Here is a 14411-nt window from a genome sequence, read left to right as displayed (position 1 = left end):
CGGATCTCCGCGGATGACGTCTTCGTTGGTCGGAAGGACGGGCGCGGACGGGCCCGTCGGAAACAAGCAGGACACATGACCGGGTCCGACGGGACGGGGGCGCCGTGAGGCGTATCAGGCGGGTCGCGCGCGCCGTTCGGCTGCCGCGTACGCGGGCGGGGCGGCGGCGGGCCGTGCAGGCGGTGATGCTGCTGTGCGTGCTGGCGCTGCTGCCCTCGACCTGGATGTTCACGGCGGCCGGCGACCGGCTGCGGACCACGGCCGACGCGCCGCGCACGGAGGTCGCGGTGGTCTTCGGCGCCGGGCTGTGGCAGGGCGAGCCGTCCCCGTATCTGGCCCGCCGGCTGGACGCGGCGGCCGAGCTGTACCGCTCGGGGCGGATCAAGGTGGTCCTGGTCACCGGGGACAACAGCCGCGTGGAGTACGACGAGCCGGACGCGATGCGCGGCTACCTCACCGAGCACGGCGTCCCCGACGACCGGATCGTCAGCGACTACGCCGGGTTCGACACCTGGGACTCCTGCGTCCGGGCCAAGAAGATCTTCGGCGTGGACCGGGCGGTGCTCATCAGCCAGGGCTTCCACATACGCCGGGCGGTCGCGCTGTGCGAGGAGGCGGGCGTCGAGTCGTACGGGGTCGGCGTGCAGGACCGGCACGACGCGACCTGGTACTACGGGGCCACGCGGGAGCTGTTCGCGGCGGGCAAGGCCTCCCTGGACGCCCTGTTCGAGCCGGACCCCCGCTTCCTCGGACCGGAGGAAGCGGGGGTCGAGAAGGCACTCGCGTCGGCCGGGCGGGCGCCCGCGGAAGGGCGCTAGCGCCCCTGCGCCCCTGCGCCCCTAGTGCTTGATGGTGCCCCACCAGCCCTGGTCCACGGCGCAGCCCCACTTCTTGCCGGCGGCGGTCTTGCCGTGGACGGTGAAGCGGACCTCGTACGGCTTCTTGCGGTTGGTCATGTAGGCGCTGATGCGCAGACCGGTGGTGCCCTTCTTCTTCAGTGTCTTGGTGTGGACGGTGGCGACCTTCGAGGTCCTCTTGGTGATCTTGCTGTGCTTGGTGGCGGAGGCGTAGGTGAAGGTCAGGTTGACGGGCTTGCTGACGGTCAGGCTGACGTCCTTGAAGCTCGCGCTCTTGCTCTTGTTCTTGAGAGCGAAGTAGAGGCCGCCCTTCACCCGGTTCTTCGAGTCCAGGGTGAAGCCGCCCGGCGAGACGAGCTCGATCGGGCAGCCGGCTGCCTGGGGCGCGGCGGAGGCGGCCCCCGCGAGGCCCAGCTGAGTGGCGGTCAGGGCGCCGACGGCCCCGAGGACGGCGGCGGTGGTGCGCATACGGTTCACGTGGTGGTCCTCTTCCCCCTACGGCCCGTGCGCGGGCCGGGTGACAGGTCGTACGCCACACGGGGCCCGCGGCACGACCCCCGTGTCTGTGGCGCCCGTAGTTCTTAGCACGCGGAGCCCGAACGGGTGGACGGAAAGCGGCGGGGCGACCGCATACGGTGACAGAATCGCGACATGCGGCGGCGCGCTTCCTCACGCCGGGCCCGACGCCGCCGGGAGGTCCCCGTGCCGGTCGTGTAACGAGGGGCGCCCCGGCACGTAACACGTGCGACGCACGCTGAGCGGTATGCCGAACTCCGCGACGCCCACCCACTGCCCGTACTGCGCCCTGCAGTGCGGGATGAACCTGACGCCCGGTGCGGACGGGACCGAAGGGGTCGTAGTGGTCACGGAGCGCGCGGACTTCCCGGTGAACCGGGGAGCACTGTGCGGCAAGGGCCGTACGGCTCCGGCGGTGCTCTCGTCCCGGGTCAGGCTGACCAGTCCCTTGGTCAGAAGGGCGGGCAACCTGGAACCCGCCTCCTGGGACGAGGCACTCGACCGGATCGCCGAGGGGCTCACCCGCACGCGTACGGAACATGGCCCGGACGCGTGCGGAGTGTTCGGCGGCGGCGGGCTGACGAACGAGAAGGCGTATCTGCTCGGCAAGTTCGCGCGGATCGTCCTCGGCACCTCGCAGATCGACTACAACGGCCGTTTCTGCATGTCCTCGGCGGCGGCCGCCGGGATGAAGGCGTTCGGGCTGGACCGGGGGCTGCCGTTCCCGTTGGAGGACATCCCGAGGACGGGGTGTGTCGTCCTCGTCGGGTCCAACCTCGCGGAGACCATGCCGCCGGCGCTGCGCTATCTCACCGAGCTGAAGGAGAACGGCGGCAAGCTGATCGTCATCGATCCGCGCCGCACCCGTACGGCCGAACAGGCCGACCTGCACCTGTCCCCGCGCCCCGGCACCGATCTCGCCCTCGCCCTCGGTCTGCTGCACCTGATCGTGGCCGAGGGGCGGACGGACGAGGAGTACATCCGCGAGCGGACCAGCGGATGGGAGGAGGCGCGGGCGGCGGCCATGGCCCACTGGCCGGAGTACGTGGAACGGATCACGGGGGTGTCCGTTCCCGAACTCCGCGAGGCGGTACGGCTGTTCTGCGAGCCCGAGCACGCCATGGTGCTCACCGCGCGCGGGCCCGAGCAGCAGTCCAAGGGCACCGACACCGTGGGCGCGTGGATCAACCTCACGCTGGCGACGGGCCGCGCCGGACGGCCGCTGTCCGGGTACGGCTGCCTCACCGGGCAGGGCAACGGACAGGGCGGACGCGAGCACGGCCAGAAGGCCGACCAGTTGCCGGGCTACCGCAAACTGGTCGACCCCGAGGCGAGGCGGCACGTCGCCGAGGTCTGGGGGGTGGACCCCGACAGCCTTCCCGGGCCGGGGCGCAGCGCGTACGAGCTGCTGGACGCGCTCGGCGGTGACATCAAGTCGCTGCTGTTGATGGGCTCCAACCCGGTGGTCTCGGCGCCGCGCGCCGCCCACATCGAGGACCGGATCAGGTCGCTGGACTTCCTCGCGGTGTGCGATGTCGTGCTGTCGGAGACGGCGGAGCTGGCGGACGTGGTGCTGCCGGTGACGCAGTGGGCGGAGGAGACCGGCACGACGACCAACCTGGAGGGCCGGGTGCTGCTGCGGCGGCGCGCGATCACGCCGCCCGACGGGGTCCGCAGCGACTTGGAGGTCATGCACGAGCTGGCCGACCGGCTGGGCGTCGAGAAGGGCTTCTCGACCGACGCCGAGGAGGTCTTCGAGGAGCTGCGCCGGGCGAGCGCGGGCGGGCCCGCCGACTACTCGGGCATCACCTACCGGCGGCTGGCCGAGGAGAACGGGGTGTTCTGGCCCTGCCCCGCGCCGACGACCGAGGCGGGGCCCGCGCCGTCCGTCGAGGTGCACCCCGGCACGCCGCGTCTCTTCCTCGACCGCTTCGCCACGGAGGACGGCCGGGCCCGGTTCGTGCCCGTCTCGCACCGGGCGGCGGCCGAGGAACCGGATGCCGAGTACCCGGTGCTGCTCACCACCGGGCGAGTGGTCGCCCAGTACCAGTCGGGCGCCCAGACCCGGCGGGTCGACGAGCTCAACGCCGCCGCGCCGGGGCCGTTCGTGGAACTGCACCCCCGGCTGGCCGAACGGCTCGGCGCGACGGAGGGCGACCCGGTGGCCGTGGTCTCCCGCCGGGGCCGGGCCGTCGCCCCCGCCCGCATCACGACCACCATCCGCCCCGACACGGTCTTCATGCCGTTCCACTGGCCGGGCGAGGGCCGCGCCAACACCCTCACCAACCCCGCCCTCGACCCCACCTCCCGCATGCCGGAGTTCAAGACGTGCGCGGTACGGGTGGAGGTGGTGGGGAAGTAGGGCGGCGAGGACGGGGCGGGGGCCCGCTCCCGAGGGTGGTCGGGTCGTGGGTGGGGTCGCGGGTGGGCTCGTGGGTCGGTCGGGGCCTGGGCCTGCTGGTGGTCGGGGCGTGGGTCAGCCGGTGGTCGGGACGGTTCTCGCGTCCTCGCCGTACTTCGCCAGCTCCTCGTCCGTGAACTCCCTGGGCTCCGCGAAGCCCAGACCGACGACGGCGACGAGCCTCGTGGGGTCGTCCGGTGCGAAGACGGGCAATGTGAGCGACCCCTTGGCGTGCGAGGCGCGGGCCGGCGGGCGGGCGACACCGGACGTGTCGGTCTGCAGGTCACTGATGCCGATCGGCTCCCGGCGCTCGGCGGTGACCCCGCCGTCCCCTTGCCCACCACGACGACGGCCGCGCCGTTCACCACGGCCGACGGCAGGTTGTGCGCGGCGACGAGCACGATCTCGCCCTCCTGGGCGGGCTCGGACAGATGGACGGAACCGACGAGGCCACCGTGTCGCTCGACGAACTCGGCCAGCCACGCTTCGACTTCGGGGCGGGCGTTCTCCAGGACTGTCTCGTTCAGGGCGACGGCATTCATGTGGGGGGCTCCTCGTGCGCGCTGCGCCGGTGCTGGTGTTGCCGTGAGTGGTGGTGCTGGTGTTGCTGCGGATGCTGGTGCTGGTGTGATGATCTGCATGAATACCCCGCATGCTTGAACATTCATGCTTTCGGATACGTAGATCCTGTGTGGTCGACCCGACGCTTCGCAAAGGAGGGGGACAGCGGACGCACAGCCAGCCGTGAACACTTGGGAGCACAGCAGACCCGGGGGATCGCATGCCGCAGCACGACAGTCACCAGTGGACCGACTCGTTCCCGTGGAGCCTCTCCTACCGTTGGGGCCACTCCGCGCTGACCGCCGATTTCGACCTGAGCGCAGACACTCCCCGGCTGCTGGGTGTCCGCCGCCCCGGCGACCCCGAGCCCGGCCCCGAGGAGACCAAGACCGACCCCTCGCTGCCCCTGGTCGACCTGGTCCTGCTCGGTCAGGGCACCGGCTGGTCGAGACCCCGCTTCACCGGCACGGCGATCGGCGCCCGCCTGAAGTACCGTGCTCACCACTCCACTTGCGGCACCACGCCTGACAACACCACTGCGGACACGACCGGTTCGTCCGCCGACTCCGACGACCATGTGCGGTGGCATCGGCTGACCTTCGAACTCCACGACCCGGCGACCGGGTTGACCGCCTTCGTCGAGTACGCCTCGCCGGACGGCATTGCCGCGCTGCGCTCCCGGGTACGGCTGCGCAACGACGGCTCCGAGTCGGTCACCGTACGCTCCCTCGGCAGCCTGCTCCTCGGCGGCCTCCCCTCCCCCGACGACCTGTCCGTCTTCCGGGCGCGCAACGACTGGCTCGCGGAGTGCCGTTGGTACACGGAGCCGCTGCGGGACTCCGTGCCCGACGTCAACCCCGAGGCGCACGGCGGCACCGGGCACGCGGCGGCCCGGCTCGCGGGGCGGGGCAGTTGGCCCACCGACGGGCACCTCGCGATGGGCGCGCTCCAGCACCGTAGGGACGACCGCGGCTGGTTGTGGCAGATCGAGTCGGCGTCCAGCTGGGTCTGGGAGGCCGGCGAGTCGGCGGGCCGGACGTATCTGGCGCTCGGCGGGCCGACCCACGATGAGCACCAGTGGCGCCAAGTACTGCCGCCGGGAGCCGAGTTCACCACGGAATGGGCCGCCCTCGCCCTCGGCGACCGCTTCGAGGGCGCCCTGGCCGCGCTGACCGCGTACCGCCGTGTCGTACGCCGTCCGCACCCGGACCACATCCGACTTCCGGTGATCTTCAACGACTACATGAACACCCTCATGGGCGATCCCACCACCGAGAAACTGCTCCCGCTGATCGACGCGGCGGCGGAGGTGGGCGCGGAGTACTTCTGCGTGGACGCCGGGTGGTACGACGACGGGGAGGGCGGAGAACGGGAGGGCGGAGAAGAGGCGCGCGGAGAAGGGGGAGGCGGAGAAGGGGAGCGCGGTGACGGGTGGGAGGGCGGTGACTCGCCCGGGGGCTGGTGGGACAGTGTCGGGGCCTGGCTGCCCTCGGTCCGACGGTTCCCCGGTGACGGCGGCATCCGGGTCGTGCTCGACCGGATCCGGGAGCGCGGGATGGTGCCGGGGCTGTGGCTGGAGCCCGAGGTCGTCGGGGTCCGCAGTCCGCTCGCCGCCGAACTGCCCGTCGAGGCCTTCCTCCGGCACGAGGACGGCACCCGGGTGACCGAACAGGGCCGCCACCAGCTGGACCTGACCCACCCGGCGGCCCGCGCCCATCTGGACGGGACGGTGGACCGCCTGGTCGGCGAGTGGGGCGTCGGCTACCTCAAACTCGACTACAACATCACCACCTCGGCACCGGCCCACCTCGCCCACTCCCGGGCCTGGCTCTCCTGGCTGTCCTCGACCCTGGACCGGCACCCCGGGCTGGTCATCGAGAACTGCGCCTCGGGGGGCATGCGCATGGACGGCGCCTCCCTCGCGGTGGCCCAGCTCCAGTCCACCTCCGACCAGCAGGATCCCCTGCGCTGTCCGCCGATCGCCGCCTCCGCCCCCACCGCCGTGCCACCGGAACAGGGGGCCGTGTGGGCCTACCCGCAACCGTCCTGCACGGACGAGGAGATCGCCTTCACCCTCGGTTCCGCGCTCCTCGGCCGCGTCCATCTCTCCGGCCATCTGAACCGTATGACGCAGCGCCAACTCACGCTGGTGCGCGACGCCTTGGACACGTACAAGTCGATCCGGGGCGACCTGCGCACCGCCCTGCCCTGCTGGCCCCTGGGCCTGCCGGGCTGGTCGGACGACTGGATCGCGCTGGGCCTGAGACAGCCGGTGGCGGGCGCGGGCCCGGTGTACGTGACGGTCTGGCGCCGGGGCGGAGACGCCGAGCGGTCCTTCACGCCGACCGGATGCGGGCCGGGGGACGTACGGGTGGAGGTCCTGCATCCGAGGGCGACGGCGGCCGCGGCGCGGTGGGACGGATCCCAGTTGCGGGTGAGCCTGCCGGACGCCCCCTCGGTGGTGTTGCTGAGGCTGACCCCGGCCAGGCCCTCACCCGGCCACCGGCACTCAACCGCGCAGTCGCCAGTCCCCGCTCTCGATCAGCTTCCCCCTGGCCCGTAGTCCGGCCGCGACGGTCGGGGCGGCGACGTAGACCCAGGCCCGTACCACCGTGCCGTCGGCGAGGGTGGCCGTGCGTTCCACCCGCTCGTAGAGGTTCGCCGGGTCCCCCGGGGCGTACTCCTCCAACTCGTCGAGCGCGCGCAGGAGTTCGACGTACGTCTCGGGGCGAGCCGCGACGATCTCGCCGCTCACCTCGCCCGCTCCCCCGCGCCCTTCCCCGGCACCGACGACACCGTCACCGTCACCGTCACCGTCACCGTCACCGACACCGAGGCTCTCCACCGCGTACGGGTAACCGGGGCCGTCGTAGAGCGCCATGCCGCGCATCCGGGCCGGTTCCTCGGCGACGGTGCGGCCGCGCAGGAAGAGGTCGTGGTTGGGCTCGCCGGGGCGGAGGGTGCCGTAGACGAAGAAGGGGAGCACGGTTCTTGTCTCTCCTCTCCAGGGGGTGTCGGGACTCTTTGCAGAAACGATTCTCACCCCTCACACATCCCCCCGGCGACGCCCTGGACGGCACCTGTCATGCCCACTTAAATCTGACGAGGTCCGTGGTCGGCCCGTCGACCACCGTCACCCCACCACCACCGTCACCCCTCGTCCCTGGGAGACAGATGAGCCGGATACGGCACCTTCGACGCCCGCGCCTCGCCACCACCGGCGCCGCAGTCGCGGCCGCCGCGCTGCTGGCCGCGACGCTCACCCCCACTGCCGGGGCCGCCGACAGACCGACCCGGAGCACCGCGATCGCCCGTGCCGCCGACGTCCTGCGGGACCGCGCGACGAGCCTCGGGCTCAGCCCTGCCCAGGACACCACCGTACGGGACGTGATCGTGGACGCGGACGGCGCGCAGCACGTCCGCTATGACCGGACCTACCGCGAACTCCCGGTGCTGGGCGGCGATTTCATCGTCCATCTCACCCCCGGCGGCGAATTCCGGAGTGCGAACAGGGCGACCACCCGTGCCCTCGACCTCCCCGGTGTCACGCCCGCGGTCAAGGCGCCCCGGGCCGCCGACATCGCCGCCGCCGCGCTCCGCGCCGCCAACGTCGGCGAGACACTGCGCGAGTTGACCTCCAGGCCCCGGCTGGTCGTCGACGCCCTGCACGGCACCCCCCGGCTGGCCTGGCGGACGGACGCGCTCGCCCAAGACGAGGCCGGCAACCCGGTCGCCCGCACGGTCCTCACGGATGCCGCGACGGGCAGGCAGATCGACGCCTGGGACGCGCTGGAGAGCGCCGCGGGCGACGGCGAGTCGCTCTACGGCGGCACGGTCCCCCTGGAGACGACCGCCGCCGGGTCGACGTACCAGCTCAAGGATCCCACCCGCGGCGACACGTACACCGGTGACGCCGCGAACCGGACCGACCTGTGCCTCCTCGGCATCTGCGTCCGGCGCGCCCCCGCGACGCTCTTCACCGACGCCGACAACCACTGGGGCACGGGCACGACCACGGACCGCGCCACGGCGGCCGTCGACGCGCAGTACGGCACCGACACCACCTGGGACTACTACAAGGACGTCCACGGCCGGAACGGCATCGCCGGCGACGGCCGTGGCTCGTACAACCGCGTCCACTACGGCAACGACTACAACAACGCGTTCTGGGACGACAGTTGCTTCTGCATGACGTACGGCGACGGTGACGGGAACCTGCTCGGCCCGCTCGTCTCGCTGGACGTGGCCGGGCATGAGATGACCCACGGCGTCACCTCCGCGACGGCAAACCTGACGTATTCGGGCGAGCCGGGCGGCCTCAACGAGGCGACCTCGGACATCTTCGGCACGCTCGTCGAGTTCTTCGCGGGCAACGACTCCGACCCCGGGGACTGGCTCGTCGGCGAGAAGATCGTCCGCTCGGGCTTCGAGAAGCCGGCGCTCCGCTTCATGGACCGGCCCAGCAGGGACGGTGCCTCGGCGGACTGCTGGAGCCCGACGGTGGGGAACCTGGACGTCCACTACTCCTCGGGCGTCGCCAACCACTTCGCGTATCTCCTCGCGGAGGGCAGCGGCACCAAGGCCATCGGCGGCGTCACACACTCCAGCCCCACCTGCGACGGTTCGACCGTGACCGGCATCGGCAAGGACAAGCTGGGCGCGATCTGGTACCGGGCGCTGACCGTCTACATGACCTCGTCCACGGACTACGCCGGGGCGCGCACGGCCACGCTGGACGCGGCACGGGACCTGTACGGGGCGGGCAGCACGGAGCACGGCGCGGTGGCGGCGGCGTGGCGTGCGGTGGCGGTGGCCTGACGGTCGGCATACGGCGCGCTTCGGCCGGCCGGTGCCCGGCGCGTGGTTCGGGAGGGGGCGGGGCGGGGGCGGGAGCGGTTCGGTGGGCGCGACACCGAGAGGCGAGGGGCGAAGGGCGAGGGCCTCAGCGGCGCGTGTGCCACCACCGGGTGAGGATCTCGGCCTTCAGGTCGAACTCCCTGTCCAGGAAGGATGTCGGGGTGCGCAGTGTGGCGCGGCGGCCGTCGGTGGTGTGGAGGGTGATCAGGCGTACGCCGAGGACGCGGCGGACCTCCAGGTGCCGGATGCCGGTCCAGGGGATGCGCCGGGTCCGGAGGCCCCGCACCACCAGGGCGTCCTCGGCCAGGGTCACCTCGTCGCCCCGCCGCAGGGTCGCGACGACGATGCCGGCGGTCAGCGCCGCCGAGACGCAACTCCGCAGCGTGTCGCGCCCCATGGGGTCGGAGGTCAGGGCGAGGGCGGCGTACAGCAGCGCCGTGCCGCCCAGGAGCCCCAGCACGACGGGCAGCACGGACTGGAGCACGTTCGACCTGTACGTGATCGTTTCCATACGTCTGCGAGTCCCGGGTGAGGGGTCGGTGGTGAGGCTCAGCGGGTGACGGGAAGGGCGTCGGCGAACGCGTTGGGCGGGCGGGGGACCTTCCTGACGGTGCGGGCGTCGAGGGCGGCCTCGGCGGAGCTCGTGCCGAGGGTGCCGGAGGGGTGCCAGGTGCCGGTGAGGGTGACCCAGGTGTCGGCGGGCGGGGGTGGCGCGCCGTGGACGCGTACCTTTACGAACTGGGCGTCGGCGGCGCAGCAGCTGAAGATGGCGCGGGTCAGGTACCAGCCCGTGTTCCCGTCGCCACCGCCGTCCTCGGCTGATGCCCCCTTGTCAGGGGTGACGAAGCCGGTCATCTCGACGGTGCGGCCGTCGATGGCCCGGTCGCGGTCCTGCTGCACCCGGCTGGTGAAGTCGGTGAGGGTGATCGGGAGCGGTGAGGTCTTCGGCAGGGGGTCGAAGTCGTCCTGGTCCGTGACCGCCACCGCCTTGGGTGCCTCCCGGGAGGCGGTGTACGCGCCGATGGCCGGCGGGGCGTAGAAGAGCAGGCTCAGCGCGGGGAGCAGCAGGAGCCAGGCGACTCGGGGCGGGGTGGAGTGGTCGTGACCATGGCCGTGGTCGTTGTCATGACCTTGGTCGTGGCCGTTGTGATGACCTTGGTCGTGCCCGTGGTCGTCGATTTCGGCTTCGGCTTCGGGTTCGGTGCCGATGTGCGTCGTGGAGTCTTCTCCGCTCGGTCTCCACAGTGACCATGCCTCCATCGCGCCCAGTGCGAGCAGCAGCGCGCCCGAGGCCACGAGGAGGGGGTGCATGCCCTGCTTGACGTATCTCAGGTAGTCGTCGGTGACGACGGTGGCGTGCAGGAGGCCGAGGCCGCTGAGGAGGAGCAGGAGCGCCTGCAGGGGGCGTTTCACAGGAGTACGGCTCCGATCAGCGCGCTGCACAGGATCGCGACGACGACCGTCGCAGCGGAGAAGCGGACCGCGAAGGCCCGGCCGAAGGTGCCCGTCTGCAGGGCGATCAGCTTCAGGTCGACCATGGGGCCGACCACCATGAAGGTCAGCCGCGCGGTGGGTGAGAACCCGGTGAGGGAGGCGGCCACGAAGGCGTCCGCCTCGGAGCACACCGAGAGGAGGATGGCGAGCGCGGCGAGGAACAGGACCGACAGCCAGGGCGAGTCGGCGAAGGTGTCGAGCACGGTGCGCGGGACGAGCACGTTGAACGTGGCCGCCGCCATCGCGCCGACGACGAGGAAGCCGCCCGCGTGCAGGAAGTCGTGCTGGAAGCCGGTCCGGAACTCGTTCCAGCGGCTCTGCCCGGGCCGGTGTCCCGTGTGCCGCGCGACCGGCTTGAGCCACTCCGCGCGCCCCAGCCAGAGCCAGAGCCAGCCCATCGCGGCGGCGGTGACGAGGGAGGCGAGCAGCCGGGCCGCCACCATCGCGGGGCTGCCGGGGAAGGCGATGGCCGTGGCGGTCAGGACGATCGGGTTGATGGCGGGAGCGGAGAGGAGGAACGCGAACGCCGCGGCCGGGTCGACTCCCCGGCGGATCAGGCTCTGCGCGACCGGCACCGAGGCGCACTCACAGCCCGGCAGCACGACCCCGGCGGCACCGGCGACCGGGACCGCGAGCGCCGGCCTGCTCGGCAGCAGCCGGGTGAACACCCGCGCCGGGACGAAGGCGTTGATGGCACCCGAGAGGGCCGTCCCGAGCAGCAGGAAGGGCAGCGCCTGCACGGTGATGGAGAGGCAGACGGTCCGCCACGCCTGCACCGCCGGCTCCTCCATCCACCGTCCCACCCCGAACAGCACGACGCCGGGGAGGACGGCCGCGACCAGGAGCAGCAGGGGCCAGTGGCGGGGCCAGGCGTGTCCAGGCTGGTCGAAGTCATCGGCTTCCGCCCCGGCGAGGGCCGCTTCGCCGGTGGTGCCGTTCGTGGTGCTGTGCGTGGCGCCGCTCGTGGTGCTGGTGCTGTGCGTGGCGCCGCTCGTGGTGCTGTGCGTTGTCCTGCTCACCGCCTCGCTCACGGTCTTGCCCCCAGCCCGGCCCGGCCGGCCGGTCCCTCTGTCTTCTGCATGCCCACTCCGAACATCCGGACGATCGGATCGAACATAGCGGGCGCCGCGGGCTGACGCCTCAGACCCCACCCAGCAGGGACGTGAGACCGGCGTCGAGCGCCGGGTCCAGGTCTTCGCCGCCGAGCGCGACGACGGCGTACGAGCGGTGCAGGAAGCGACGGAGCGAGGACGTGTCGAAACGGATCATGGCCATGCCGTGCGGCGAGTGGAGTTCCACGACGGTGTGCGCCGGGCCGCAGGGCCACAGGTGCACGTCGCCGATCCCGGCCGGGGCGGTCAGGCCCTCCGCCAGGAGGGTGCGGGCGAACGCCCACGTCACGTCCGTGTCGTCGGCGGAGGCACCGGACGGGAAGTCGATGTACACGGCGAAGGGATCGTCGGGGGTGTAGCGCAGGGTGGTGCGCACCGGGATCTCTTCGTAGGAGGGGGTGATCAGGCGAGCGCGGGCGCTCTGTTCGAGGGCGGGCGGCGTGGGGCGGGTAGGCCGGGCATGGGGCATGGGCGGTCTCCAGTTGGGGCGCTTCCGGTACTTCAGGTGCATCAGGTGCATCAGGTGCATCAGGCGCATGAGCTTCTTCACGAGGTTCGGGCTCTTCGGATGCTCGGATGCTGCGGGTTCATGCGTGCGTCAGATGTTTCTTCGGGCGGATCACCCTGTCGACCGCGCCAAGCCCCCATGTATTACGCCGCTTTCACAGTTACCCGCTGTGACGCATGTCACTTTCTGTGATTACTTGAGATTTTTGTCATCTCTACATACAAAATCATCCTCACCTCACCTCACCTCACCTCCCACCCCAACCCAACCCATCAGCAGGCGACTGGAGAGCGTTCCCGCCATGACCGACGGCCCGTCCGGGTCCGCGACCGCCGCGTACACCCGGATCTACGAGGAACAGCATCCGCGCCTCGTCGCGTACGCCCGCTCCCTCACCCGGAACTCCTGGACCGCCGAGGACCTCGTCGCCGAGGCCCACTTCCGTGTGTGGCGGCGGCTCTCCGGGGGCCACGAGATCGACAACGTGCCCGCGTACCTGATGACGACGGTGCGGCATCTCGCGGCGACGGTGGGCTCCACCGCCGCGCGGGAGACGCCGCTTGATCCGACGGCTCCCGAGCGCGCGGAGGTCGATGTCCGGGTGCCCGACGCCGCCGACCCCGCCGAACAGGTCTCCTCCGTCGACCTGTTGGTACGGGTGCTCGGCCAACTGCCCGAGCGGTGGGTGCGGGCACTGTGGCTGGCCGAGGCGGAGGGGCAGCCGCTGGAGGCGGTCGGGCAGCGCATCGGCGCGAAGCAGGGCGCGACGGCGGTACTGCTGCACCGGGCGCGCGAGGGGATGCGCCAGGCGTTCCTGCGCGAGCAGCCCGGGGCGCCGATCGACCCGGCGTGCCAGGTGCGTTGGGGGCGTATGCCGGCGTATGTGCGCGGTACCGCGACCGCTCGGCAGTCCGAGCAACTGCTCAGCCATGTGGACGCGTGCGACGACTGCCGGGCGCGGCTCGCCGTGCTGATGCGCACGAACGACCGGCTGCCCGCGCTCGTCGGTCCGGCCCTGCTGGTGTTCGTCGTGGGTGGCGGCGGGGGCAAGTTGCTGATGGCCCTCACGGGAGGCTCCGCCGGTACGGCCGCGGTGTTCGGTTCGGCGGGCGGGCATGGTGGTGGGCAGTTGCTGCCCGCCGTGCGGCAGGCGGCGAGCGGGACGAGCGGCGTGGGTGCGGTGAAGGTGCCCACCGTCGCGGCGGTCGGCGCGGCCGTGGCTGCCGCCGCCGTCGTGACCGGCATCGTTCTCGGGCCCCTCGACTCGGGGGCGGGCCCCACGCAGCGGGTACCGGTGGCTCAGGCGCCCGCACCGCATCGGCCCGAGGCCCCGACCCCCGATGCCGTCGAGCGCCGGGGGGCGGTCACGGACGTGGTGGTCTCGCCTCGGGTCGAGGGTGACGGCGGGGCCGTGGAGGAGCGGACGGTTCGGGGGGCGGACGAGGACGAGGACGAGGTGGGGCTGGGGAGCGGGGACGTCGACGGTGGTGGGGGCGCAGGGGCCGGCGTCGGTGAGGGCGGGGGCGAGCTGGACGTGGCTGCGCCTGGATCGCCGGAGGGTGAGGAAGCAGGGGGCGGGGAGCCTGGGGGCGAGGAACCGGGATATGACGTGCCGACGGGCGAGGAACCGCGTGCCGAGGAACCGGCGCCTGAAGGGCCGGCGCCTGAGGAGCCGACTGGGCCTGCGGTGGAGCCGCCTGTAGAGGAAGCCCCGCCCGTGGCCGAGCCACCCGCCGAGGAGGCGCCACCCGTGGTCGACCCCCCGCCCGCGGTGGAACCACCCGTGGAGGAAGCCCCACCCGTGGCCGAACCACCCGCCGAGGAGGCGCCACCCGTGGTCGACCCCCCGCCCGCGGTGGAACCACCCGTGGAGGAAGCCCCACCCGTGGCCGAACCACCCGCCGAGGAGGCGCCACCCGTGGTCGACCCCCCGCCCGCGGTGGAACCACCCGTGGAGGAAGCCCCACCCGTGGCCGAACCACCCGCCGAGGAGGCGCCACCCGTGGTCGACCCCCCGCCCGCGGTGGAACCACCCGTGGAGGAAGCCCCACCCGTGGCCGAACCACCCGCCGAGGAGGCGCCACCCGTGGTCGACCCCCCGCCCG

General features: G+C 72.3%; 12 protein-coding genes. 5 read left to right on the top strand and 7 right to left on the bottom strand.

All coding sequences use genetic code 11. The annotated features are described in order from the left end of the window. The first annotated feature begins 185 nt into the window (after positions 1-185). The gene (locus RM704_RS36615; protein ID WP_052146300.1) at positions 186-818 is read left to right on the top strand and encodes a SanA/YdcF family protein; all 633 of its coding nucleotides are present in this window, start codon (positions 186-188) and stop codon (positions 816-818) included. A gap of 21 nt (positions 819-839) precedes the next feature. Here the strand turns inward: RM704_RS36615 and RM704_RS36610 are convergent, their stop codons facing one another. Then, the gene (locus tag RM704_RS36610; protein WP_311592273.1) at positions 840-1325 is read right to left on the bottom strand and encodes a hypothetical protein; all 486 of its coding nucleotides are present in this window, start codon (positions 1323-1325) and stop codon (positions 840-842) included. 295 nt (positions 1326-1620) lie between these two features. Between RM704_RS36610 and RM704_RS36605 the strand changes: the two genes are divergently transcribed. After that, positions 1621-3735, top strand: coding sequence for a molybdopterin oxidoreductase family protein (locus RM704_RS36605; protein ID WP_033530144.1), 2115 nt, complete (start codon positions 1621-1623; stop codon positions 3733-3735). Positions 3736-3849: 114 nt separating this feature from the next. Here the strand turns inward: RM704_RS36605 and RM704_RS36600 are convergent, their stop codons facing one another. Further along, positions 3850-3987: a hypothetical protein gene (locus RM704_RS36600; RefSeq protein WP_157856742.1), complete on the bottom strand. Its 138-nt coding sequence runs from the start codon at positions 3985-3987 to the stop codon at positions 3850-3852. A 568-nt stretch (positions 3988-4555) separates the two neighbouring features. Here RM704_RS36600 and RM704_RS36595 point away from each other — a divergent pair. Further along, positions 4556-6898, top strand: coding sequence for a glycoside hydrolase family 36 protein (locus RM704_RS36595; RefSeq protein WP_078937302.1), 2343 nt, complete (start codon positions 4556-4558; stop codon positions 6896-6898). Here the strand turns inward: RM704_RS36595 and RM704_RS36590 are convergent. Further along, positions 6845-7321 carry a gamma-glutamylcyclotransferase family protein gene (locus RM704_RS36590; RefSeq protein ID WP_033530143.1) on the bottom strand — a complete coding sequence of 159 codons (477 nt, stop codon included), beginning with the start codon at positions 7319-7321 and terminating at the stop codon, positions 6845-6847. The two genes, RM704_RS36595 and RM704_RS36590, sit on opposite strands and share 54 nt — an antisense overlap. Before the next feature lie 188 nt (positions 7322-7509). Between RM704_RS36590 and RM704_RS36585 the strand changes: the two genes are divergently transcribed. After that, entirely contained in the window at positions 7510-9153 is a 1644-nt protein-coding gene (locus RM704_RS36585; RefSeq protein WP_033530142.1) for a M4 family metallopeptidase, read from the top strand. A gap of 124 nt (positions 9154-9277) precedes the next feature. On the opposite strand, the gene RM704_RS36580 is transcribed toward RM704_RS36585, so the two are convergent. The 4 genes from RM704_RS36580 to RM704_RS36565 form a co-directional block, all read right to left on the bottom strand. Further along, positions 9278-9703 (bottom strand): hypothetical protein, encoded by a 426-nt coding sequence (locus tag RM704_RS36580; RefSeq protein ID WP_033530141.1) that lies wholly within the window; start codon positions 9701-9703, stop codon positions 9278-9280. A 38-nt stretch (positions 9704-9741) separates the two neighbouring features. Then, positions 9742-10605 carry a TIGR03943 family putative permease subunit gene (locus RM704_RS36575; protein ID WP_033530140.1) on the bottom strand — a complete coding sequence of 288 codons (864 nt, stop codon included), beginning with the start codon at positions 10603-10605 and terminating at the stop codon, positions 9742-9744. Then, positions 10602-11705, bottom strand: a complete 1104-nt coding sequence (locus tag RM704_RS36570; RefSeq protein ID WP_107072392.1) for a permease — start codon at positions 11703-11705, stop codon at positions 10602-10604. The genes RM704_RS36575 and RM704_RS36570 overlap by 4 nt, the downstream gene beginning before the upstream one ends. Before the next feature lie 121 nt (positions 11706-11826). Continuing rightward, positions 11827-12267 carry an SsgA family sporulation/cell division regulator gene (locus RM704_RS36565; protein ID WP_052146299.1) on the bottom strand — a complete coding sequence of 147 codons (441 nt, stop codon included), beginning with the start codon at positions 12265-12267 and terminating at the stop codon, positions 11827-11829. 340 nt (positions 12268-12607) lie between these two features. Here RM704_RS36565 and RM704_RS36560 point away from each other — a divergent pair. Next, the coding region (locus RM704_RS36560) for a sigma-70 family RNA polymerase sigma factor (RefSeq protein ID WP_311592195.1) at positions 12608-14411 on the top strand (1804 nt) is incomplete at its 3' end.

Source organism: Streptomyces gottesmaniae, assembly GCF_031845845.1.
GTDB lineage: Bacteria > Actinomycetota > Actinomycetes > Streptomycetales > Streptomycetaceae > Streptomyces > Streptomyces akebiae.
Note: the sequence above shows the minus strand (reverse complement) of the source record. Positions and strands in the feature narration are given on the sequence as shown.